This window comes from Planococcus sp. SE5232, from assembly GCF_050686535.1.
Lineage (GTDB): Bacteria > Bacillota > Bacilli > Bacillales_A > Planococcaceae > Planococcus.
Window position 1 is genome coordinate 1 of the sequence record NZ_JBOGCP010000008.1, and the last position, 23697, is coordinate 23697.

The window sequence follows — 23697 nt, forward strand, 5'->3', positions numbered from 1 at the left end:
TCAAGATGAGATTTCCCATTGCGCAAGCAAGTAAGATCCCTCAAAGACGATGAGGTAGATAGGTTCGAGGTGGAAGCGTGGCGACACGTGCAGCTGACGAATACTAATCGATCGAGGACTTAACCAACAAATTGTACGGAATCCTTGCATGTTCCGGTGTCGTGTATCCAGTTTTGAGCGAACAAGCTCAAAAAAATAGTCCAGTGATGATGGCAAAGAGGCCACACCCGTTCCCATCCCGAACACGGCAGTTAAGCTCTTTTGCGCCGATGGTAGTTGGGGGTCTCCCCCTGTGAGAGTAGGACGTCGCTGGGCAATGGAAAGAAGTCGTTACCGATTCCGGTAACGGCTTTTTTTGTTTGGGGAAAAAGAGAGTAGTAACCAATAAAGGTTTAGATGAAATTTAGGATTGAATATGTATTGGAATGGGAAAAGCAAGAGAGAGGTGAAAATTATGAAGCCAGGTATATATAAAGTAGAAGCTATTGATAAAAGAACAGTCTTATTAAAGGGTATAGAAGAAAGTGAAGAACAGTATACCTTTCCTTTAGTTGATTTTACCCATAATGTCTCTGTTGGGGATGTGGTGGAAATTTGGCAAGAGGGGATTAAGTGGAAAACTAAATATGTAGAAGAAAAGACAGAGTCAGTATCTAGTCATGCTAAGGATTTTGTGAAACGAATATTAGATCAAGAATAAGGTTGAAAAGTCTTTTAGCATCTTAGCTTTGAGGCTTTTTTTTATTGATCAATGCTTTCGATACATACTATTTGATATCTGTAAAAACCTTGGTGTATAATTAAGTCAAATATAGTCAAAGTCAATTTTGACATATTATGTATCGAAGAGGTGAAGGCGATGCGCAATATTTCGGACGTAATTGAAGGTTATTTGAAACAGGTTATCGAATTAAGCGAGAGAGACCATATTGAAATTAAACGCAGTGAAGTAGCCGAAAAATTTCAATGTGTTCCATCTCAAATAAACTATGTCATTAATACTCGATTTACTGTTGACCGTGGATATTTGGTAGAGAGTAAACGCGGGGGTGGCGGGTATATTCGTATCAAAAGAATTAGGCTACATCAAAAATCAGATGTCATCGCAGAAGTCATTCAACGTTTGGAACATGGTGCTACCCAAGTAATGGCGGAAGATATCGTTTTCAGACTATTGGATGAAGAGATCATTTCTAGGCGAGAAGCGAAGCTGATTTTAAGTGCTGTTGATCGTGCCACGCTGCTTTTGCCTCTTCCGACACGTGATGAAGTCCGGGCACGCATTCTTATAGCGATGCTTTTCACAATTAAATATCAATCGAACACATAAAGGGGTGAAAAGATGATTTGCGACCAGTGCGGAGAACGTTCTGCATCAGTAGTAGTTAAACAACAGCAACAAGGACAGATAATAGAGCTTCATTTGTGCCATATCTGTGCTGCTGAAAACCATAGTATTAATATTGCTTTTGAACAGGATCCATTGGCTATTCATCAGCTATTATCAAATTGGTTCCCTAATTCGCAGGCATCCATTAACCCAGTTAGAAAGGAAGTAGCTACATGCCCTTCCTGCGGTTTCTCTTTCCCTAAATTTTTACAACTAGGAAAATTCGGATGCGCTTCTTGTTACGATGCGTTTTCACCACAGCTCAATGAAATATTCAAACGTTTCCATAATGGGAATACAGAACACACCGGTAAAATACCTGCTTCCTATGGTACTACCTTAAAAATAAAAAAAGAAATTGAAGAACTTCGTAAACAAATGCAGGTGTCAATTCAAGGAGAACACTTTGAAGAAGCTGCAAGATTAAGAGATGAAGTAAAAGTATTGAGTTCTAAGCTCGAGGGAGGTGCTCCAGATGGCAGTTGAACGGTTTCTCCAACCTCGAGCAAGCAGCTGGATGGCAAACGACGGAGAGAATGTCGACATAGCGATGAGTACTAGAATCCGGCTGGCGAGAAATTTGAATGATTTTAAGTTCCCATATTCTTTTACAGAAGACGAAGCGCTTAAAGTCGATAAAGAGATTTCATCTGTATTACTGGATAAAGGCAATGAATTGAACTATACTTTCAGCCATATCAGTATAGAAGAACTTGCTAAATTGCAAAAGGAAGTACTGGTGGAAAAGCATCTAATCAGTCCTTATCTCGCCAATAGCCAACATTCCAGTTCTGTTTTATTGTCTGAGAACGAAGAGCTGAGTATTATGGTAAATGAAGAGGATCATTTGCGGATTCAAAGTCTGCAATCAGGGTTTCATCTTCAAAACGCCTATAAGCTAGCCAACGAGTTAGACTCTCTATTAGAAAAGAATTTGTCGTATGCATTTCACGAAAAATACGGCTACTTAACCAGTTGTCCCACTAATGTAGGTACAGGGATGAGAGCATCGGTCATGCTCCATTTGCCTGCTTTGACGATGTCACATCAAATTCAGCGAATCATACCTGCAATTTCAAGGCTCGGTATGGTGGTTCGCGGTATCTATGGTGAGGGCAGCGAGGCATTAGGGAATGTTTATCAAATATCGAACCAATTGACGCTTGGTAAATCCGAGTACGAAATTCTTCAGGACCTAGAGAATATGACGGAACAGATTATCCAGCAGGAACGCAAGGCGCGGGAGGCAATTGTTCTGAATTCGCCGTTGGTGTTGGAAGATCGTGTCTACCGTTCTCTTGGTACTCTTACCCATTCAAGACTGCTGACGACGGAAGAAGCTGCTACTTGTTTGTCAGATGTTCGATTGGGTATTGATTTAAAGATGATCCAAGATGTAGACATGTCGATTTTGAATGAATTGATGATTTTTATGCAGCCGGCATTCCTGCAGCAATATGCAGATAAGCCGCTGCAGCCGAAAGAACGCGATTTTGCCCGGGCGAAGCTGTTCCGGGAGCGATTGAATAAAGAAGGTATAAATAGTGAAGGAGAGGATCTTGCATGATGTTTAATCGATTTACACAACGCGCACAAAAAGTTCTTCAGTTAGCTCAAGAAGAGGCCATTCGTATGAAACATGAATCAATCGGTACAGAGCATATTCTTCTTGGTTTAATTCGCGAAGGTGGCGGTATTGCCGCTAAAGCTCTGGAAGCGATTGAAGTAAATACACAGTTGATCGAAGAAGGCGTGAAGGAGCTTGTCGGAGTCGGCGAAAAAGATGTTGGCCCGATTGTCCATTACACGCCGAGAGCGAAAAAAGTGATTGAATTGTCAGTTGATGAGTCTCGTAAATTGGGGCATTCTTATATTGGTACAGAGCATTTGCTGTTGGCGTTGATCCGTGAAGGTGAAGGCGTTGCAGCGCGTGTGTTAGGAAATGCGGGTGTCAGCTTGAATAAGGCGCGCCAGCAGGTGTTGCAGCTTTTAGGCAACAATGAGCAGGCATCTACAGGCACAAGCCCAAATGCTTCGGCAAATACGCCGACATTGGATGGTTTGGCACGTGATTTGACGCAGGTAGCCCGTGAAGGCGGATTGGATCCGGTCATTGGCCGTAGTGATGAAATTACGCGTGTGATTGAAGTATTAAGCCGCAGAACAAAAAACAACCCTGTATTGATCGGGGAACCTGGTGTTGGTAAAACAGCGATTGCTGAAGGATTGGCTCAACAGATTGTCAACAATGAAATTCCGGAAACCCTGCGCGACAAACGCGTTATGGTACTGGATATGGGTACAGTGGTTGCCGGAACGAAATACCGTGGTGAGTTCGAAGATCGCTTGAAAAAAGTGATGGACGAAATTCGCCAGGCAGGCAATGTTATCCTCTTCATTGATGAGCTTCATACATTAATTGGGGCAGGTGGGGCAGAAGGTGCGATTGATGCATCCAATATCCTGAAACCGTCGTTGTCTCGCGGTGAGCTTCAATGTATCGGTGCTACGACTTTGGATGAGTACCGCAAGTATATTGAAAAAGACGCGGCTCTTGAACGCCGTTTCCAACCGATTCAAGTGGACGAGCCTACTGTGGACGAGTCCATTCAGATTATCCGTGGACTGCGTGATCGCTATGAAGCACATCACCGTGTGAAAATTACGGATGAAGCGATTGAAGCTGCAGCTAAAATGTCAGACCGCTACATTTCGGATCGTTTCTTGCCGGATAAAGCGATTGATTTGATTGACGAGGCGGGCTCCAAAGTAAGACTTCGTTCGTACACGACTCCACCGGATTTGAAAGAGTTGGAAGAGCGCCTGGAAGCTGCACGCTCAGAAAAAAATGAAGCGGTGCAAAGCCAGGAATTTGAAAAAGCAGCGTCGCTTCGGGATGCAGAACAGAAGCTGCAGAACCAATTAGACAAAACGAAGAAAGAATGGAAAGAAAAACAAGGAAAAGAAGAGTCTGAAGTGACAGTGGAAGATATCGCGAAAGTCGTTTCCATGTGGACCGGCATTCCGGTTTCGAAACTGGCGCAAACAGAGTCCGATAAATTGTTGAACTTAGAGTCCATTCTCCATAACCGTGTCATCGGCCAGAATGAGGCTGTCACATCCATTTCAAAAGCCATTCGCCGTGCACGTGCAGGGTTGAAAGATCCAAAACGTCCAATCGGATCATTCATTTTCCTTGGTCCAACTGGAGTTGGTAAAACCGAGTTGGCTCGAGCGCTGGCTGAATCCATGTTCGGGGATGAAGAAGCGATGATCCGTATCGATATGTCCGAGTATATGGAAAGACATTCGACTTCACGTCTGGTCGGGTCGCCTCCAGGATATGTAGGTTATGAAGAAGGTGGACAGCTGACAGAGAAAGTTCGCAGAAAACCATACTCAGTTGTGCTGCTTGATGAAATTGAAAAAGCTCACCCTGACGTATTCAATATTCTCCTGCAGGTTCTTGAAGACGGACGATTAACCGATTCAAAAGGCCGCAGAGTCGATTTCCGCAACACTGTCATCATCATGACTTCAAACGTTGGTGCAGAAGAGTTGAAATACAACAAATATGTTGGTTTCAATTTAGATGATGCAAAATCGGATTATAAAGACATGAAGGGCAAAATGCTTGCTGAATTGAAAAAAGCATTCCGCCCAGAATTCTTGAACCGTGTAGATGACATGATCGTCTTCCATTCTCTTGAAAAAGAGAACTTAAGAGAGATTGTGAACTTGATGACGAAACAATTGGTTGATCGCTTGAAAGAGCAGGATATCGATTTGGAGTTGACTGACGCAGCGCTTGAAAAAGTGGCCAAAGAGGGATATGACCCAGAGTACGGGGCACGCCCACTTCGTCGTTCTCTTCAAAAAAATGTTGAAGACCGTTTGTCAGAAGAGTTGTTAAAAGGTACAGCATTATCGGGCCAACGTATTATCTTCGATGTAAAGGACGATGACTTCATTGTTCGCACAAAAGAGACAGAAGAAGCGAAAGAAGCGGTAGTGGAAAAACAATAAGAACATTCCGCTCGCCGGGGTTGCTCTCCGGCGAGCGGTTTTTCTATTTAAGGAGAGGTACACTTGGCTAAGAAAAAGACAAAGTTTATTTGTCAGTCGTGTGGCTATGAATCGGCTAGATGGATGGGGAAATGTCCAGGTTGTGCAGCGTGGAATACAATGACTGAAGAAGTCGAAATGGCTGCTCCTAAAGGAACACGCGGTGCTTTTCAGCATAGTGCATCAGTTCCTCAAAAAGCGACGCCGATCAATGCGATTGAAACACAGGATGAACCACGCGTAGAAACAGAATTGAGTGAATTGAACCGGGTGCTTGGCGGCGGTATTGTTCCGGGGTCACTGGTTCTGATCGGAGGGGACCCAGGAATAGGGAAATCCACTTTGCTTTTGCAAGTTTCTGCAATGCTTGCAAATAGTGGGAACCGGGTATTATATATTTCCGGAGAAGAATCCATCCGCCAGACCAAGTTGCGGGCGGAACGTCTGGATGCTTCGTCTTCAGAGCTGTTCATCTATGCAGAAACGAATCTTGAATTGATTCATCATACGATCGAGGATGTAGCACCTGATTTTGTGATTGTCGATTCGATTCAGACGGTTCATCATCCTGAAGTGACTTCTGCACCCGGCAGTGTGACACAGGTCAGGGAAAGTACGGCAGAATTGATGCGGATTGCAAAAACAAAAAATATTGCGATCTTCCTCGTTGGCCATGTTACGAAAGAAGGCCAAATTGCGGGACCACGTATTTTGGAGCATATGGTGGATACGGTTCTGTATTTCGAAGGCGAACGCCATCATACGTACCGGATTTTACGCAGCGTGAAAAACCGTTTCGGCTCAACCAATGAAATTGCAATTTTTGAGATGCTTCAAGGTGGACTCAAAGAAGTGTTGAATCCGTCCGAGTTATTCCTGCAGGAACGGTCAAGCGGTTCAGCGGGCTCGACTGTTGTAGCGTCAATGGAAGGAACGCGTCCAATCCTGGTTGAAATCCAGGCTTTGGTGACACCATCAAGTTTCAACTATCCAAAGCGCATGGCAACAGGCATCGATGTCAACCGAGTGTCGCTGTTGATGGCAGTGCTGGAAAAACGTGTGGGCATGCTGTTGCAGGCTCAGGACGCCTATATTAAAGTTGCGGGCGGGGTTAAGCTCGATGAACCTGCAATCGATTTGGCTGTGCTTGCAAGCATTGTCTCCAGTTTCCGAGACAAGGCGCCGAATGTCTATGACTGTATCATCGGAGAAGTGGGCTTGACTGGTGAAGTCAGACGCGTATCGCGCATCGAGCAGCGTGTTCAGGAAGCAGCGAAGCTTGGATTCAAACGGGCCATTGTTCCCGCGTCGAATTTGGGCGGCTGGGATTATCCGGAAGGGATTCGCGTAGTCGGTGTAGAAAGTGTTAATGATGCATTAAAAGAAATTTTCCCACAGTAAGGAGGCTACATGCCTCCTTTTCTTTCTAAATAGGGGTCATTAAAGCGTTTCAGATTTAAAATGTGTATAATTATAAAAAGGAGGTGGAGCGCGTGTTAAGACCTATTATTCAAATTATGTTTTTGCTTATTGGTGCGACAGTCGGAATTTTATTATTGCCATCTGCATTTGAACTTATTCCCCTTCTCGACAATCCATGGATCAGTAATCCTTACGTAGCAGCAATTGTTGGTGCTCTTGTCTTTTTCCTGTTATCTTTATTATTTGTAGATTCGTTGATCAACTTCATGAAGTGGATGGAAGAGAAATTGCTTCATGCACCAACGCCCGATTTGTTGTTTGGTACAGTCGGAATGATCATTGGTCTTGTAGTGGCGTTCCTGATTGGATTTGCTTTAAGTACGGTTGATATTCCATTGGTAGCGACAATAGCTCCCTTGGTACTTTCAGTAATGCTTGGCTATTTGGGGTTCCAGGTAGGATTCCAAAAACGCGAAGAGATGTTGACCATGTTGACACCTTCCAAATTCACACCGGTGAAAAAGCTGGAAGTTGAAGAACCAGTTGAAAAAGTTTCTTATAAATTACTTGATACCAGTGTCATTATTGATGGGCGGATTGCCGATATCTCGGCAACCGGTTTTATGGAAGGCACGTTTGTGGTGCCGCAATTCGTTTTGTCTGAGCTACAGCATATTGCGGATTCTTCAGATACACTGAAACGGACACGCGGCAGGCGGGGCTTGGATATTCTAAAGCGTCTTCAAAGTGAACGGGTGGATGCCATTATGATCACCGAAGAAAATTTTGATGAAGTCAGCGAGGTCGATCTGAAATTGATGCGCGCTGCGAAAAAAATGGGCGGCCAAGTTGTGACTAATGATTTTAACTTAAATAAGGTATGTGAACTTCATAATGTTCCAGTATTGAATATCAACGACTTGGCGAATGCAGTGAAACCAGTTGTAATCCCAGGAGAAGACATGCATGTAGTGGTCATCAAAGACGGCAAAGAACAAAATCAGGGTGTGGCCTATTTGGATGATGGGACAATGATTGTGATTGAAGACGGCAAAGGGTTTATCGGCCAGGCGATCAATGTCACTGTTACCAGTGTTTTGCAGACTTCTGCAGGCCGGATGATTTTCGCGAAGCCGCGCGACGGCAAACAAATTGCAACAAATTGATAAAGGATGTTATCCAATGAATTATACAGTCGTCTTGCCTGCTGCCGGCAGCGGGAAACGGATGAAAGCAGATAAAAACAAATTATTGCTCGAACTTTTCGGCAAGCCTATTTTTCTCTATACCCTGGAAGTTTTTCAAAAGGACCCGAACTGTGAAGCTATTTGGCTGGCAGTGAAAGAGCAGGAGCGGCAATTGATCGAAGAATATGTAAAACGTTATAACATCACAAAAGTACAAGGTTACGCTGCAGGGGGAACGGAGCGGCAGGATAGTGTCAGAGCCTGTCTTGAAGCGATTCCACCTTGTGGCGTTGTTTTGGTTCATGATGCAGCACGGCCTTTCATCGATAGGGAAGTCATTGCACGTCTTGTGGAAACAGCCAATGCTTCTGGAGCTGCGATTGCTGGTGTGCCAGTCAAAGATACCATTAAAAAAGCGGAAAACGGAGTCATTTCAGAGACTGTAGACCGCAATCAGTTGTGGACGATCCAGACGCCGCAGGCTTTTCGCTATTCATTGATTTTGAAGGCAGCGCAGGCAGCCCGCAATGATGGATTTATGGGAACAGATGAAGCGATGCTCGTTGAGCGCTTAAATTATCCCGTGGCTATCGTTGAAAGTACATACGAAAATATAAAAATGACGACACCGGATGACTTGATCTATGGAAAAGCTATTCTGGAAAGTCGATTACAGGAGGAACAAAAATGATTCGAATCGGACAAGGTTATGACGTACACCAGTTGGCAGAAGGACGCCCTTTTATATTGGGGGGAGTTGAGATTGAGCATGATAGAGGGCTTCTTGGCCACTCGGATGCGGATGTTCTATTGCATACGATTACGGATGCAGCACTTGGTGCAATAGGCGGAGGCGATATCGGCAAGCATTTTCCTGATACGGATCCGGAGTTTAAAGACGCCGATTCCCGCAAGTTATTGACGCATATTTGGGAATATGTCAAAGAGCAGGGCTATGAGCTTGGCAATGTTGATTGCACGGTAATTGCCCAAAAGCCGAAACTGGCCCCTTATATTGAACAGATGCGTGAATCGATTGCAGGCCTATTGGAAGCAGATATTTCACAGGTCAATGTTAAAGCGACAACTTCAGAGCATCTTGGATTTACCGGACGTGAAGAAGGGATTGCTGCATTAGCGGTGATCCTATTGAATAAGCGCCCAGTTTCGCTTGATGTCCCAGAGTGATAGAATAACAAAAGGATACGATAATTTAGGAGGAACTCACATGACACAAGAAGTACGCGTACGTTATGCACCAAGCCCGACAGGTCATCTGCACATCGGCGGCGCACGTACAGCATTATTCAATTACTTATATGCACGACACAATAACGGCAAGTTCATCGTTCGCATCGAAGATACGGACACAGCACGTAATATCGAAACAGGGATCATGTCACAGCTGGATAACTTGAAATGGCTGGGCATCGAGCATGATGAATCGATTGATATTGGCGGGGAGTACGGTCCTTATCGCCAAATGGAGCGTTTGGATACGTATAAAGAGCATTCGGATAAGATGCTCGAAAAAGGCCTTGCCTATAAATGCTTCTGTACACCTGAAGAACTTGAAACAGAACGCGATGCCCAAAAAGCATCGGGCATCGCTGCGCCTCAATACAGCGGCACTTGCCGCAATTTGACTGCTGAAGAAGTTGCTGAAAAAGAAGCGGCAGGCAAGTCGTTTACAATTCGGGCGAAAGTTCCTGCTGCTGTTACGTATGAATTCAATGATTTAGTGCGTGGTCCGATTTCATTCGAATCCAAAGACGTCGGCGATTGGGTGATGGTCAAAACCAATGGTATTCCAACATACAATTTCGCTGTTGTCATTGATGATCATTTGATGAAGATCTCTCATGTGTTCCGGGGAGAAGAGCATTTATCGAATACACCGAGACAGATGATGATCTATGATGCGTTCGGCTGGGATTATCCGGGTTATGGCCACATGACGTTGATCATCAACGAAGACCGCAAAAAACTATCGAAACGTGACGAGTCGATTATCCAGTTTATTTCACAGTACAAAGACCTGGGCTATATTCCAGAAGCTTTGTTTAATTTCTTTGCGCTTCTTGGCTGGTCTCCAGAAGGCGAAGAAGAGATTTTCTCGAAAGAGGAATTGATCCGTATTTTTGATGTGGAACGTCTGTCTAAATCGCCATCAATGTTCGATAAACAGAAATTGATGTGGATGAATAACCAGTACATTAAGCAATTGCCGCTTGAAGAAGTGGTGAAATTATCGCTTCCTCATTTGCAAAAAGCAGGCAGATTACCGGAAGAAATGACACCGGAACAAGCGGAATGGGCGAACAAGCTGATTGCGTTATACCACGACCAACTGAGCTATGGTGCAGAAATCACCGAGCTTTCCGAACAGTTTTTCACGGAGGAATTGTCCTACGGGGAAGCTGAAAAAGAAATTTTAGCAGCTGAGCAAGTGCCTGAAGTGATGACGGCATTCAAAGAGCAATTGGCTTCACTGGAAAACTTCGAACCGGCTGAAATCAAAGCGGCTATCAAGGCAGTCCAGAAATCGACCGGCCATAAAGGCAAAAACCTGTTCATGCCGATCCGTGTGGTCATCACCGGACAAATGCACGGACCTGAGTTGCCGGACTCCATTTCTCTATTAGGGAAAGACAAAGCCATTGCCCGCGTTTCCCAATATGCAAGTGCGTAGCATTGACTTATTGCGCTAACGGTGTAAAATGAATTTACCATTAATAAAACGTTGACGGGAAGAAGTACATGCAGCAAGTTCTCTAGAGAAGATCCCCACCGGCTGAAAGGGATCTGGGCCGCTGCTGCATCGAAATGCCTCTCCGAGTGCTGAGTCGAATCAAGTAGACCAGACGTCTTGCCTGCGTTACGGGCCTTCGAGAGAAAAGGATGGACTATCCTTTTAATCAGAGTGGAACCGCGCAACTATGCGTCTCTGTCATTTACATGACAGGGACGCTTTTTATTTTGGAATAGAAAGGGAGCGATAGAAATGTTCAAATTATTGAAAGACGATGTTGATGTTATTTTCGAACAGGATCCGGCAGCAAGAAATTATTTAGAAGTCATCCTGACCTATTCCGGTCTGCATGCCATCTGGGCACATCGGTTGGCACATTTTTTCTTTAAGAACAAACTGTTTTTCATCGCCCGCCTCATTTCGCAGATCAGCCGCTTTTTCACAGGAATTGAAATTCATCCGGGCGCAGTCATTGGGCGTCGCTTCTTTATTGACCATGGAATGGGTGTTGTGATCGGAGAGACGTGTGAAATTGGCGACAACGTGACGTTGTACCAAGGTGTAACACTAGGCGGTACTGGGAAAGAACGGGGCAAACGCCACCCGACATTGGAAGACAATGTGCTGGTTGCGACCGGCGCCAAAGTTTTGGGTTCCATCGTGATCGGGGCCAACTCGAAAGTCGGAGCGGGGTCGGTTGTGTTGAAGAACGTACCGATGAATTCAACGGTAGTCGGGATTCCAGGTAAAGTGGTGATTCAAAATGGCGTGAAGGTCAAGCCGGATTTGAACCATCAGAATATGCCGGATCCCGTCATGGATAAATGCGATGGCATGGAAATGAAGATTGCCAGATTGCAGCAAGAGGTTGAACAATTAAAAAAAGCTAGGCAGGAAGAAGGGCAACGTTTATGAGTATCCAAATTTTTAATTCATTGTCACGGCAAAAAGAAGAGTTTATTCCTTTGGAAGAAGGAAAAGTGAAAATGTATGTCTGCGGGCCGACTGTTTATAACTACATCCATATCGGCAATGCGCGTCCTGTCATCGTCTATGATACAGTGCGCCGCCATTTGGAATACCGTGGCTATGATGTGAAATATGTATCGAACTTTACAGATGTCGACGATAAATTGATCAAAGCGGCCAATGAGTTGGGCCAGGAAGTTCCGGAAATTGCGGAGCGTTTCATCGCGGCCTATTTTGAAGATACGAAAGCACTGGGCTGCGCAGAAGCGGACGTCCATCCGCGCGTAACGGATCATATGGTGCAGATCATCGAGTTTATTGAAGCGCTGATTGAAAAAGGCTATGCTTATGAGTCGCAGGGGGATGTCTATTACCGGACTCGTAAATTTGAAGGATATGGCAAGCTGTCCCACCAGTCTGTCGATGAATTGAAGATCGGCGCACGCATTGAAACTGGAGACAAAAAAGAAGATGAGTTGGATTTCGTGCTTTGGAAAGCAGCGAAGCCGAAAGAGATTTCATGGGATAGCCCATGGGGCAAGGGACGTCCAGGCTGGCATATTGAATGCTCGGTCATGGCACGTGAGCATTTGGGTGATACGATCGACATCCATGCAGGCGGACAGGATCTGACTTTCCCGCATCATGAAAACGAAATTGCCCAATCCGAAGCATTAACCGGTAAACCTTTTGCGCGTTATTGGATGCATAATGGGTATATTAACATTGATAATGAAAAAATGTCGAAGTCGCTGAATAATTTTGTGCTGGTGAACGATATATTGAAGGAGATGGATCCACAGGTACTGCGTTTCTTTATGCTGTCAGTCCATTACCGCCATCCGATCAATTACTCGCAGCAATTGGTGGAAGATGCCATTGCCGGATTAGAACGGTTGCGTACGGCTTATGCCAACTTGAAACATCGCTTAAGCACTTCGGCAGATCTGGGTGACCACTCCGATATTTGGATCAATAAAATCGAAGCCATTAAAACTGCATTCATTGAAACCATGGATGATGACTTCAATACGGCGAATGCCATTTCAAGCCTGTTCGACTTGTCGCGTTTGTCGAATATGTATTTGTTGGAAAAACAAACAGCGACGACGGTTTTGGAGACTTTCATTGCCGTATTCGATGAATTGGCCGGGGTTTTAGGTGTACCATTCAGCCAACAAGAAGAATTGCTGGATGAAGAAGTCGAGGCATTGATGGCAGAACGCATTGAAGCGCGCAAAAACCGTGATTTTGCCCGCGCTGATGAAATCCGTGATTTATTTAAAGAAAAAAATATCATTCTGGAAGATACGGCACAAGGTACACGCTGGAAAAGAGGGTAATACAGTTGAATGTTTTACGAAAAAATGACGTAGACCAATTGAACGCATTGGCTCTTGCCTACATGGGAGATGCTGTTTATGAGCAGGCGATCCGCGAGCATTTGCTGCGTTCGGGACGCGCCAAACCGAATATCCTGCACCGTCAGTCAACCACTTTCGTTTCTGCTAAAGCGCAGGCGGTCGTTCTGAAGCGATTAACAGAAGAAGGGTTTCTGACGGAAGCGGAACTCGCGATCATGAGGCGGGGGCGCAATGCCAAGTCCGGGTCTGTTCCGAAAAACACCGATGTGCAGACCTATAACTTCAGTACCGCATTTGAAGCGGTACTTGGCTGGCTATATTTAAAAGAAGAGCAAGCGCGTGTGGACGAAATCATTTCCTATGCGATTGAGATTGTTGAAGAGCTGGGAGGCGTATTGAAATGACGGAAGAAGAGTTGGCACCGGAGATCATTGGCGGAAAGAATCCTGTATTGGAAGCATTGCGGGCGGACCGGGACATCAATAAAATCTGGATTGCTGAAGGCGTCCAGAAAAAAGGCATTACAGAATTGCTGCAATTGGCAAAAGATAAAGGCGTCATCGTTCAATCCGTGCCGAAGAAAAAAATCGACGGGCTGACGGATACCAATCACCAAGGCATTGCAGCGGCTGTAGCCGCCTACAACTATGCAAGTTTAGATGACTTGTTCGCGGCTGCAGCGGCAAAAAATGAAGACCCTTTTTTCCTGATCTTGGATGAACTTGAAGATCCGCATAATTTAGGCTCCATTATGAGAACGGCCGATGCAATCGGTGTTCATGGATTGATTATTCCGAAGCGGCGAGCTGTTGGATTGACGGGTGTTGTGGCGAAGGCCTCAACAGGCGCGATTGAGCATGTGCCGGTTGTGCGCATCAATAATTTATCGCAAACGGTGGACGAATTGAAAAAACGGGGTCTTTGGATCGCAGGTACAGACGCCAAAGAGTCGGTTGATTACCGGAAGATGGATGCTTCACTTCCGCTTGCTGTCATCATTGGCAGTGAAGGCAAAGGGATGAGTCGGATTTTGCGTGACAAATGCGATTTCCTATACCAATTGCCGATGGTCGGCCATGTCACTTCACTGAACGCTTCAGTCGCAGCAAGCTTATTGATGTACGAAGTATATAGAAAGCGCAATCCACTGGGTTAATGCCATGAATATTCTGCTGGTTGATGGATACAATATCATTGGTGACTGGATGGAGCTGCAGGAACTGAAAAAAGATAAGTTGGCGAATGCCAGAGATCGCCTCATAGAGCGGATGGCTGAATACCGCAGCTATAAGGGGTGGCGCGTCATCATCATTTTCGACGCCCATCTCGTTCCAGGGATCGAAGCCAAGAATCTGCACCACGATGTTGAAGTCATTTTCACAAAAGAAAGCGAAACGGCAGATGAACGGATTGAAAAACTGGTGGCGATTTTAAACAATCGCCGGGACCAGATTTATGTAGCCACTTCGGATTTAACGGAGCAATGGGTTATTTTCGGCAAAGGGGCATTGCGAATTTCAGCGCGCGAACTCGAAATTGAAATGATTGAAATACAGGAGAACATCACTAAAAAAGTAAAAGAAATCCAGGAGCAGCGCGGGATTTCCAAGATTCCGCTGTCCGGCGAAGTAGCGGAAATTTTCGAAAAATGGCGAAGAGGCTTGAAATGAACGGTTGACGCTCATTTTTTTCTTCCTGTATACTGAAGATATCGAGGCTCACGCAATCGGAGGGATCACCCGTGGAAAATCATGATCAAGTTCAGCCCCAACGATTCACCGACATGACAGATGAGGAACTTGTCAGTTTAGTCCACAGTGGAAACACGGAAGCATTGGATTTTTTGATTACAAAGTTCCGGCCTTTTGTTCGAATGAAAGCGCGTTCGTATTTCCTGATCGGCGCTGATAAGGAAGATATTATCCAGGAAGGCATGATCGGGCTGTACAAGGCGATCCGCGATTTCCGGAGCGATAAATTATCTTCATTCCGTGCGTTTGCAGAATTGTGCATCATTCGGCAGATTATCACCGCCATCAAAACGGCTACGCGCCAAAAGCATATTCCGTTGAATTCCTATGTATCTTTGGACAAGCCGATTTATGACGAAGAGTCTGACCGGACCCTGATGGATGTCTTGACCGGAAACGGAGTGGACGATCCGGAAGACCTGATCATTCATAATGAGGAATTTCAGTATATGGAAGAAAAGATGGGCGAGGTACTAAGTGAACTTGAGCGTGAGGTGCTGGCCCTCTACTTAGATGGCCAATCCTATCAGGAAATTTCAGAAAAGCTCGAACGCCACGTAAAATCGATTGACAATGCACTGCAACGGGTTAAGCGAAAACTGGAGCGCCACTTGCAAATCAATGAGATGCCGAGCTCCTGACGCGCGGTTGACAGGGCTGTTTGAAGGTGATAACCTTGAAAAAGCTGTAAACTTGAATAAGGTGATAACATGGCTAAAAAAATTGTTCTAAGCTGCTCGAAATGTGCATCCCGCAATTATACGGTTCCCGCGAAAGTGGAATCCGGCACACGTTTGGAACTCAAAAAATTCTGTGCTCATTGCAATGGGCATACCGTGCATAAACAAACGATATGAATTTTAACTGAATGCCGGACGATATAGAGTGATTTTGAAATTCGGAGGTTTTTTAAACAATGGGTAACATTGGCAGTTTCTTTAAGAATGTCGTTTCGGAAATGCGGAAAGTCAGCTGGCCGAAACGAAAAGAACTAACTCGTTATACGATCGTTGTTCTTTCTACTTGTATTTTCATGGCTCTCTTCTTCGCGGTAATTGACGCAGGCATCTCGGAAGTATTCCGTTGGTTCTTAGCACTGTAAGCGATTCGACAAGAATAACGCATAAAAAATAGCCCGTCATTCTATGAGAACGGGTTTTTTCATTTGGTAAAAAAGGAGGGATGGACGTTTAGTCCGCACGATTATGGAGAAAAATTGGTATGTAGTCCACACGTATTCCGGATATGAGAACAAAGTGAAGGCAAACCTGGAAAAGCGTGTAGAAACAATGGGTATGGAAGATCTTATTTTCCGCGTCATCATTCCTGAAGAACAGGAAACGGATTTTAAAGATGGCAAAAAACGTACAGTCATGCGCAAAACCTTCCCGGGTTATGTCTTGGTCGAATTGATCATGACAGACGAATCCTGGTATGTGGTCAGAAACACACCAGGAGTTACAGGATTTATCGGTTCATCAGGCGGTGGAGCTAAACCGACGCCTTTATTGGATGAAGAAGTCGATTTCATCCTGAAACAGATGGGAATGACAGAACGCAAGGTGGATATTGACTTTGCGGTTGCCGATACAGTTGAAGTGATGGAAGGGCCATTCGCCAACTTCCAAGGTAAAGTGGAAGAAATCGATGATACAAAAGGCAAAGTTAAAGTGTCGATTGATATCTTCGGCCGCGAAACCAAAATGGAACTGGATTTCGAGCAAGTTCAAAAAGTATAAATGCCCCTTGCTATTCCGAATTATTAATGGTATTATTTCATAGGTCAGACTGTCATAGGACAATCTGTACAATTTAGCTAATTCTATCAACATCGTTGACAGACAGATATTGAGTGGGAGGGGAAACCCTATTACCACATCACGGACTTAAGGAGGTGTGTTTCGTGGCTAAAAAAGTTGTTAAAGTTGTAAAGTTGCAGATCCCTGCAGCAAAAGCTAATCCAGCGCCACCGGTTGGTCCAGCATTGGGTCAAGCAGGTGTTAACATCATGGGCTTCTGTAAGGAGTTCAACGCGCGTACGGCAGATCAAGCAGGACTGATCATTCCAGTTGAGATTTCAGTATTTGAAGATCGTTCATTTACATTCATTACGAAAACTCCACCCGCAGCTGTTCTCTTAAAAGTAGCAGCCGGTATTGAATCAGGTTCAGGCGAACCGAACCGCAATAAAGTAGCGACTGTGAAACGCGACAAAGTTCGCGAAATCGCAGAAACTAAAATGCCAGATCTAAATGCTGCTTCAGTAGAAGCTGCAATGTTGATGGTTGAAGGTACTGCTCGCAGTATGGGCATTACAATCGAAGACTAATTCTAGCAGTTGTTTTTGGATGGGTTGCGCAGTTCATCATGAGCCGCGCAGCCTTTAATCGTGGGAGGTTCATTCCGTTATACCACAACAAGGAGGACGTTTAAAATGGCTAAAACAGGCAAAAAGCTGCAAGAAGCAGCAAAATTGATCGACCGTTCAAAACAATACGAAGCTAAAGAAGCGATCGAACTTGCGAAAAAAGCAAGCACAGTGAACTTTGACGCTACAGTAGAAGTGGCTTTCCGTCTAGGGATCGACACGCGTAAGAACGACCAGCAAATCCGTGGGGCAGTAGTACTTCCAAACGGAACTGGTAAAACTCAAAGCGTATTGGTTTTCGCTAAAGGCGAAAAACTGAAAGAAGCTGAAGCAGCTGGCGCAGATTTCGTTGGCGATGCTGAATATATCGAAAAAATCCAAAAAGGATGGTTTGACTTCGACGTGATCGTTGCAACTCCTGACATGATGGGTGAAGTTGGTAAACTTGGACGTGTTTTAGGGCCAAAAGGCTTAATGCCAAACCCGAAAACAGGCACAGTTACATTTGATGTAACAAAAGCTGTTCAGGAAATCAAAGCTGGTAAAGTGGAATACCGTGCAGACAAAACAGGTATCATCCATGCGCCAATCGGGAAAGTTTCTTTTGATGACAGCAAACTTGCTGAAAACTTGGAAGCAATCTATGACGTAGTACAAAAAGCGAAGCCAGCTTCTGCTAAAGGTACTTACATCAAATCGTTAAACGTTACTACTACAATGGGGCCTGCTGTTAAAGTAGATCCAACTAAAGTGGTTGCTAAATAAGATATTGACATCGTATTTTCACTCTGCTATACTAGCGGAGTTGTGAAATACCCATTTGTACCGCAGACAGCAGGGGCGCAAGACGCTTAATTTATCCCTGCCGAGGACATGATGAATTCAGATAACATCTTTTTGATGCTGATTTTATGCCTCTGTGTCTGTAATGGACCAGAGGCTTTTCTTATGGACGGTATAAATGAAAAATCTATAGGAGGTGCCAAAATGAGCAAAGCAGTTGAAACGAAAAAAGTTGTCGTGCAAACAATCGCTGATAAGTTCAGCGCTGCAGCTTCAGTTGTAGTTGTTGATTACCGTGGATTGAACGTTGCGCAATTAACAGAACTTCGTAAACAGCTTCGTGAAGCAGGCGTTGAGTTTAAAGTTTACAAAAACTCAATGACTCGCCGTGCGACAGAAATGCACGGACTTGAAGCGATCAACGAACACTTTACAGGACCAAACGCAATTGCATTTTCTAACGAAGATGTAGTAGCACCAGCGAGAATCATCAATACTTTCGCTAAAACGAACGACGCTCTAGAAATTAAAGCGGGTGTCATTGAAGGTGCGGTTGCATCTGCTGAAGATGTGAAAGCATTGGCAGAACTTCCATCACGCGATGGCTTGCTTTCTATGCTACTCAGCGTACTACAAGCTCCAATCCGCAACTTTGCAGCTACTACAAAAGCAGTTGCAGACCAGAAAGAAGAACAAGGCGCTTAATAAGTTAGCCGGCTAAGCACGACAAAAAATATTACCTATCAATAGGAGGAAACTATAATGACACAAGAACAAATCTTAGACGCAATCAAAGAAATGACAGTTCTTCAACTTAACGACCTAGTAAAAGCAATCGAAGAAGAGTTCGGCGTAACTGCTGCTGCTCCAGTTGCTGCTGCTGCTGGTGGCGCTGCTGCTGAAGAAGAGCAAACAGAATTCGACGTAGTTCTTACTTCTGCTGGCGATTCAAAAATCAAAGTAATCAAAGCAGTACGTGAAGTAACTGGTCTTGGTCTTAAAGAAGCAAAAGCTCTTGTAGACGAAGCTCCTAAAGCAATCAAAGAAGGCGCTACTAAAGAAGAAGCTGAAGAAATCAAAGGCAAACTTGAAGAAGTTGGCGCATCTGTAGAAGTTAAGTAATTTAATGACTTTATCAAAATGAAAGGAAAGCTCGTCAGTGGATAACCGACGGGCTTTTCTTCTTTTTAAATTCATTTGCATAGCGGGCAGTGGCCTGTAATAAGGTGAACGCAAGGAGGGCTTTACATGTCTCAACATTATTATTCTAAAAATCCCCAAACAAAAAGCAATCCTCGAGAATGGACAGACGTGTTGCGTGGCGAAAAATTCCGTTTCCAGACTGACACTGGTGTTTTCAGTAAAAGTGAAGTTGATTTTGGTTCGCGACTATTGATCGAAACATTCGAAGAAGCTGAGCTAGATGGACCGATGCTGGATGTTGGCTGCGGTTATGGCCCAATCGGAATGGCGGTCGCAAAAGCATTTCCTCAAAAACAAGTTCATATGGTGGATGTTAATACACGCGCCATCGAACTGGCAAAAACAAATGTTGAAAAGAATGATATTTCCAATGTCCAGATTTATGAAAGCGATGGTTTAGGTGCTGTTGAAGTTGACGATTTCTCTGCAATTTTAACAAACCCGCCGATTCGGGCAGGAAAAGAAACTATTTTTCGTTTTTATGAAGAGGCTGCTGGAAAGTTAGCGGATGGTGGATCGTTGTGGGTGGTTATCCAGAAAAAGCAGGGTGCTCCTTCTACACAGGCAAAACTGGAAGAGCTTTTCGGTGAAGTAAGAGTGGTCGATAAGAAGAAAGGCTACTTTATTTTTGAGGCCAGAAAAGTTTGACTTGACAAAACGGCTGTGTTATTATAATGAAATGCAAAATTTATTATTTTGAGGTCGTTTGCCCTTTTTCGGGCTTGGCATGACGACAGAGCTAATCACGTGTAAACCGAAAATGGGCTGCTCTTTAGTCTCGTTTTCTTTTTGTCTTTTCGATATCATACACTATTTTGTAGAAATCGCAAAGACCTATAATCGTTTTATTGAGGGGTGAATAAGTTGGTAGGTCAACTAGTTCAGTACGGTCAACATCGTCAACGCAGAAGTTTTTCGAGAATCAGTGAAGTGCTGGATCTTCCGAACTTGATTGAAATTCAATCATCATCTTACGAATGGTTCCTTGAAGAAGGGCTTCGCGAAATGTTCCGGGATATCTCGCCGATTGAAGATTTCACAGGAAATCTGTCACTCGAGTTTGTTGATTACAGTCTCGCGGAACCGAAGTATCCAGTCGATGAATCGAAAGAGCGCGACGTTACTTATGCAGCACCTTTGCGCGTCAAAGTACGTCTGCACAACAAAGAAACAGATGAAGTGAAAGAACAGGATGTCTTTATGGGAGATTTCCCATTAATGACAGAAACGGGTACTTTCGTCATCAACGGCGCAGAACGCGTCATCGTTTCCCAATTGGTTCGTTCGCCAAGTGTTTATTTTCACGACAAGACAGATAAAAATGGTAAAAAAGGTTTCGGGGCAACTGTTATTCCAAACCGTGGCGCATGGTTGGAATATGAAACAGATGCGAAGGATGTCGTGTACGTCAGAATTGACCGCACACGTAAACTGCCAGTAACAGTTCTTTTGAGAGCGCTTGGTTTCGGATCTGACCAGGAAATTATCGATTTACTTGGAGATAACGAATTCCTTCAAAACACGCTTGAAAAAGATAACACAGAAAGCACGGAAAAAGCGCTTCTTGAAATCTACGAACGCTTACGCCCTGGTGAGCCGCCAACAGTTGAAAGTGCGAAGAGCTTATTGTACTCACGCTTTTTCGACCCAAAACGCTATGACCTAGCAAATGTCGGCCGTTATAAGATGAACAAGAAGCTTCATATTAAAAATCGTCTCTTCAATCAGACCATTGCTGAAACTTTGGCGGATCCTGAAACAGGCGAAATTTTGGTGGAAGCTGGCACATTGATTGATCGCCGTGTACTCGATCGCTTGATTCCAAACTTGGAAAATGGAGTTGGTTTCCATACTGTTTCCCAAGTAGGTGGTGTCCTGGAAGGTGAAGTTACCTTGCAGTCGATCAAAATCTACGCGCCAAACAATGAAGACCAAAAAGAAATTACTGTCATCGGTAATGCTTATATAGAAGACAAGATCAAACATGTCACACCGGCTGATATTATTTCTTCTATCAGTTACTTCTTTAACCTTCTTTATGGTGTCGGAAACACGGACGATATCGATCATCTTGGTAACCGCCGTCTCCGTTCAGTAGGTGAATTGCTGCAGAACCAGTTCCGTATCGGATTATCCCGTATGGAGCGCGTGGTACGTGAGCGTATGTCGATCAACGATACACAAGCAATCGTTCCTCAGCAATTGATCAATATCCGTCCGGTTATTGCATCGATTAAAGAGTTCTTCGGCAGCTCTCAGCTTTCTCAGTTTATGGATCAAACCAATCCATTAGCTGAATTGACGCATAAACGCCGTCTATCGGCGCTTGGACCCGGTGGTTTAACGCGTGAACGCGCAGGCTTTGAAGTGCGTGACGTTCACTACTCCCACTATGGCCGTATGTGTCCGATTGAAACGCCTGAGGGTCCGAACATTGGCTTGATCAACACGCTTTCAACATTTGCGAAAGTGAATAAGTTCGGTTTCATTGAAACTCCTTATCGCCGTGTAGATGCTGAAACCGGAGTGGTCACAGAACACATTGACTACTTGACTGCTGATGAAGAAGATAATTATGTAGTGGCCCAGGCCAATTCGAAGTTGAATGACGATGGTTCATTCGTTGAAGAAGGCGTTGTTGCACGTTTCCGCGGTGAGAACACCGTTTACAAACGCGGCAGCATCGACTACATGGACGTTTCTCCGAAGCAGGTCGTTTCAGTAGCGACAGCCTGTATCCCGTTCCTTGAAAATGATGACTCCAACCGAGCATTAATGGGAGCGAACATGCAGCGTCAAGCAGTTCCGTTATTAAACCCGGAAGCTCCTTTTGTAGGAACCGGAATGGAACACTTGGCAGCGCGTGATTCTGGGGCAGCTGTAGTAGCGAAAAATGATGGTATTGTGGAATATGTGGAAGCTAAGGAAATTTCTGTCCGTCGTATCGAAGTTGTCGATGGCAACGAAGTCCGAGGCGACCTTGATACTTACAGACTGCAGAAATTCGTCCGTTCCAACCAAGGGACAAGCTATAACCAACGCCCGATCGTTAAAGTTGGAGACCGTGTTTCCAAACGCGATATTCTTGCTGACGGACCTTCAATGGAACGCGGAGAGATGGCATTAGGAAGAAACGTACTGGTAGCCTTCATGACATGGGATGGTTTTAACTACGAAGATGCGATCATCATGAGTGAACGTTTAGTAAAAGACGATGTTTACACATCTGTCCATATCGAAGAGTATGAATCCGATTCACGTGATACGAAACTGGGGCCTGAAGAAATTACGCGTGATATCCCGAACGTCGGGGAAGACGCATTGCGTAACTTGGATGACCGCGGAATTATCCGTGTCGGAGCTGAAGTGAAAGATGGAGATATTCTGGTTGGTAAAGTAACACCTAAAGGCGTTACTGAATTGACTGCTGAAGAACGTCTTCTTCATGCGATCTTTGGTGAAAAAGCACGTGAAGTGCGCGATACTTCATTGCGGGTGCCTCACGGCGCTGGCGGTATTGTACTGGATGTTAAAATCTTCAACCGTGAAGATGGAGACGAATTGCCACCGGGTGTTAACCAACTGGTTCGTGCATATATCGTTCAAAAACGTAAAATCTCTGTTGGCGATAAAATGGCTGGACGTCACGGAAACAAGGGTGTTATTTCAAGAATTCTGCCTGAAGAAGATATGCCATTCATGCCAGACGGCACACCGGTCGACATCATGTTAAACCCGCTAGGTGTACCATCCCGTATGAATATCGGCCAGGTACTTGAATTACATCTTGGAATGGCTTCCCGTTCACTTGGAATTCATATGGCTTCATCTGTATTTGATGGAGCGAATGAAGAAGATGTGCTGGAAACAATGGAAGAGTCAGGTATGCCGCGCGATGGCAAAACGATTCTTTATGATGGCCGTTCTGGCGAATCCTTCGATAACCGTGTGTCTGTAGGTATCATGTACATGATTAAACTTGCCCACATGGTCGATGATAAATTGCACGCCCGCTCAACTGGGCCTTACTCACTGGTTACACAACAGCCATTGGGTGGTAAAGCGCAATTCGGCGGACAGCGTTTTGGTGAAATGGAAGTATGGGCACTTGAAGCATATGGTGCCGCGCATACATTGCAGGAAATCTTAACGGTTAAGTCGGATGATGTCGTAGGCCGTGTTAAAACTTATGAAGCAATTGTTAAAGGCGAAAGTGTACCGGAACCAAGCGTACCGGAATCATTTAAAGTTTTGATTAAAGAACTTCAAAGTTTAGGCATGGATGTTAAGATGTTGACGATTGATGATGAAGAAATTGAGTTGCGCGATTTGGATGAAGAAGAAGATCTTCAGCCTGCGGATTCATTGAACATCCTCCCGATTGCAGATACAGAAGCACCGGTTGGAACAATTGATTAATACCTATTGGATTCGAACGGCTTT

25 protein-coding genes, 2 rRNA genes and 2 other annotated features are annotated in these 23697 nt (G+C 44.6%); all 27 genes read left to right on the top strand.

All coding sequences use genetic code 11. The features are described from left to right. Positions 1-127: ribosomal RNA gene (locus ACRC6Q_RS18205) — 23S ribosomal RNA — on the top strand; the annotation flags it as partial. 72 nt (positions 128-199) lie between these two features. After that, a 5S ribosomal RNA gene (gene rrf, locus ACRC6Q_RS18210) occupies positions 200-315 on the top strand. A gap of 139 nt (positions 316-454) precedes the next feature. After that, a complete protein-coding gene (locus tag ACRC6Q_RS18215) occupies positions 455-700 on the top strand; it encodes a hypothetical protein (RefSeq protein ID WP_223643110.1) in 246 nt (81 codons plus the stop codon). Between the two features lie 159 nt (positions 701-859). Further along, positions 860-1330, top strand: coding sequence for a CtsR family transcriptional regulator (locus ACRC6Q_RS18220; protein ID WP_223643112.1), 471 nt, complete (start codon positions 860-862; stop codon positions 1328-1330). A 12-nt stretch (positions 1331-1342) separates the two neighbouring features. Next, the gene (locus ACRC6Q_RS18225; protein WP_431467194.1) at positions 1343-1876 is read left to right on the top strand and encodes a UvrB/UvrC motif-containing protein; all 534 of its coding nucleotides are present in this window, start codon (positions 1343-1345) and stop codon (positions 1874-1876) included. Beyond that, the gene (locus tag ACRC6Q_RS18230) at positions 1866-2957 is read left to right on the top strand and encodes a protein arginine kinase (protein WP_223643116.1); all 1092 of its coding nucleotides are present in this window, start codon (positions 1866-1868) and stop codon (positions 2955-2957) included. The genes ACRC6Q_RS18225 and ACRC6Q_RS18230 overlap by 11 nt, the downstream gene beginning before the upstream one ends. Next, a complete protein-coding gene (locus ACRC6Q_RS18235; protein WP_223643118.1) occupies positions 2954-5416 on the top strand; it encodes an ATP-dependent Clp protease ATP-binding subunit in 2463 nt (820 codons plus the stop codon). Before ACRC6Q_RS18230 ends, ACRC6Q_RS18235 begins: the two co-directional genes overlap by 4 nt. Before the next feature lie 63 nt (positions 5417-5479). After that, on the top strand, positions 5480-6856 hold the full coding sequence (gene radA, locus ACRC6Q_RS18240; RefSeq protein ID WP_223643121.1) for a DNA repair protein RadA: 1377 nt from the start codon (positions 5480-5482) through the stop codon (positions 6854-6856). Between the two features lie 92 nt (positions 6857-6948). Continuing rightward, on the top strand, positions 6949-8043 hold the full coding sequence (locus ACRC6Q_RS18245; RefSeq protein WP_223643123.1) for a PIN/TRAM domain-containing protein: 1095 nt from the start codon (positions 6949-6951) through the stop codon (positions 8041-8043). Positions 8044-8059: 16 nt separating this feature from the next. Further along, a complete protein-coding gene (ispD, locus tag ACRC6Q_RS18250) occupies positions 8060-8755 on the top strand; it encodes a 2-C-methyl-D-erythritol 4-phosphate cytidylyltransferase (RefSeq protein WP_223643125.1) in 696 nt (231 codons plus the stop codon). Next, positions 8752-9252, top strand: a complete 501-nt coding sequence (gene ispF / locus ACRC6Q_RS18255) for a 2-C-methyl-D-erythritol 2,4-cyclodiphosphate synthase (RefSeq protein ID WP_223643127.1) — start codon at positions 8752-8754, stop codon at positions 9250-9252. The genes ispD and ispF overlap by 4 nt, the downstream gene beginning before the upstream one ends. 40 nt (positions 9253-9292) lie before the next feature. Next, on the top strand, positions 9293-10756 hold the full coding sequence (gltX, locus tag ACRC6Q_RS18260) for a glutamate--tRNA ligase (RefSeq protein WP_223643129.1): 1464 nt from the start codon (positions 9293-9295) through the stop codon (positions 10754-10756). Between the two features lie 42 nt (positions 10757-10798). Continuing rightward, positions 10799-11016, top strand: a binding site (T-box leader). A 52-nt stretch (positions 11017-11068) separates the two neighbouring features. Continuing rightward, positions 11069-11731: a serine O-acetyltransferase EpsC gene (epsC, locus tag ACRC6Q_RS18265; protein WP_223643132.1), complete on the top strand. Its 663-nt coding sequence runs from the start codon at positions 11069-11071 to the stop codon at positions 11729-11731. Beyond that, positions 11728-13128: a cysteine--tRNA ligase gene (gene cysS / locus ACRC6Q_RS18270; protein ID WP_223643134.1), complete on the top strand. Its 1401-nt coding sequence runs from the start codon at positions 11728-11730 to the stop codon at positions 13126-13128. Before epsC ends, cysS begins: the two co-directional genes overlap by 4 nt. A gap of 5 nt (positions 13129-13133) precedes the next feature. Continuing rightward, positions 13134-13553: a Mini-ribonuclease 3 gene (locus ACRC6Q_RS18275; protein WP_223643136.1), complete on the top strand. Its 420-nt coding sequence runs from the start codon at positions 13134-13136 to the stop codon at positions 13551-13553. Then, positions 13550-14305, top strand: coding sequence for a 23S rRNA (guanosine(2251)-2'-O)-methyltransferase RlmB (rlmB, locus tag ACRC6Q_RS18280; RefSeq protein ID WP_223643138.1), 756 nt, complete (start codon positions 13550-13552; stop codon positions 14303-14305). Before ACRC6Q_RS18275 ends, rlmB begins: the two co-directional genes overlap by 4 nt. A 4-nt stretch (positions 14306-14309) precedes the next feature. Next, entirely contained in the window at positions 14310-14819 is a 510-nt protein-coding gene (locus tag ACRC6Q_RS18285) for an NYN domain-containing protein (protein ID WP_223643140.1), read from the top strand. A 71-nt stretch (positions 14820-14890) separates the two neighbouring features. Next, positions 14891-15541 (top strand): RNA polymerase sporulation sigma factor SigH, encoded by a 651-nt coding sequence (gene sigH, locus ACRC6Q_RS18290; RefSeq protein WP_223643142.1) that lies wholly within the window; start codon positions 14891-14893, stop codon positions 15539-15541. Positions 15542-15610: 69 nt separating this feature from the next. Next, positions 15611-15757: a 50S ribosomal protein L33 gene (gene rpmG, locus ACRC6Q_RS18295; protein ID WP_223643144.1), complete on the top strand. Its 147-nt coding sequence runs from the start codon at positions 15611-15613 to the stop codon at positions 15755-15757. 59 nt (positions 15758-15816) lie between these two features. Beyond that, a complete protein-coding gene (secE, locus tag ACRC6Q_RS18300; RefSeq protein WP_223643146.1) occupies positions 15817-16002 on the top strand; it encodes a preprotein translocase subunit SecE in 186 nt (61 codons plus the stop codon). A 103-nt stretch (positions 16003-16105) separates the two neighbouring features. Then, positions 16106-16639 (top strand): transcription termination/antitermination protein NusG, encoded by a 534-nt coding sequence (gene nusG / locus ACRC6Q_RS18305; RefSeq protein ID WP_142830501.1) that lies wholly within the window; start codon positions 16106-16108, stop codon positions 16637-16639. A 164-nt stretch (positions 16640-16803) separates the two neighbouring features. After that, complete coding sequence (rplK, locus tag ACRC6Q_RS18310; protein WP_006828906.1) at positions 16804-17229, top strand: 50S ribosomal protein L11; 426 nt, start codon at positions 16804-16806, stop codon at positions 17227-17229. Between the two features lie 105 nt (positions 17230-17334). Then, entirely contained in the window at positions 17335-18033 is a 699-nt protein-coding gene (rplA, locus tag ACRC6Q_RS18315) for a 50S ribosomal protein L1 (protein WP_223643148.1), read from the top strand. Positions 18034-18075: 42 nt separating this feature from the next. Next, positions 18076-18224: a sequence feature (ribosomal protein L10 leader region), on the top strand. 31 nt (positions 18225-18255) lie between these two features. Further along, a complete protein-coding gene (gene rplJ, locus ACRC6Q_RS18320) occupies positions 18256-18756 on the top strand; it encodes a 50S ribosomal protein L10 (protein WP_223643150.1) in 501 nt (166 codons plus the stop codon). Between the two features lie 57 nt (positions 18757-18813). Next, positions 18814-19173 carry a 50S ribosomal protein L7/L12 gene (gene rplL / locus ACRC6Q_RS18325; RefSeq protein WP_142830507.1) on the top strand — a complete coding sequence of 120 codons (360 nt, stop codon included), beginning with the start codon at positions 18814-18816 and terminating at the stop codon, positions 19171-19173. A 126-nt stretch (positions 19174-19299) separates the two neighbouring features. Continuing rightward, positions 19300-19902, top strand: coding sequence for a class I SAM-dependent methyltransferase (locus ACRC6Q_RS18330; RefSeq protein WP_223643154.1), 603 nt, complete (start codon positions 19300-19302; stop codon positions 19900-19902). A gap of 216 nt (positions 19903-20118) precedes the next feature. Beyond that, positions 20119-23673 carry a DNA-directed RNA polymerase subunit beta gene (rpoB, locus tag ACRC6Q_RS18335; protein WP_223643156.1) on the top strand — a complete coding sequence of 1185 codons (3555 nt, stop codon included), beginning with the start codon at positions 20119-20121 and terminating at the stop codon, positions 23671-23673. Positions 23674-23697 lie beyond the last annotated feature (24 nt).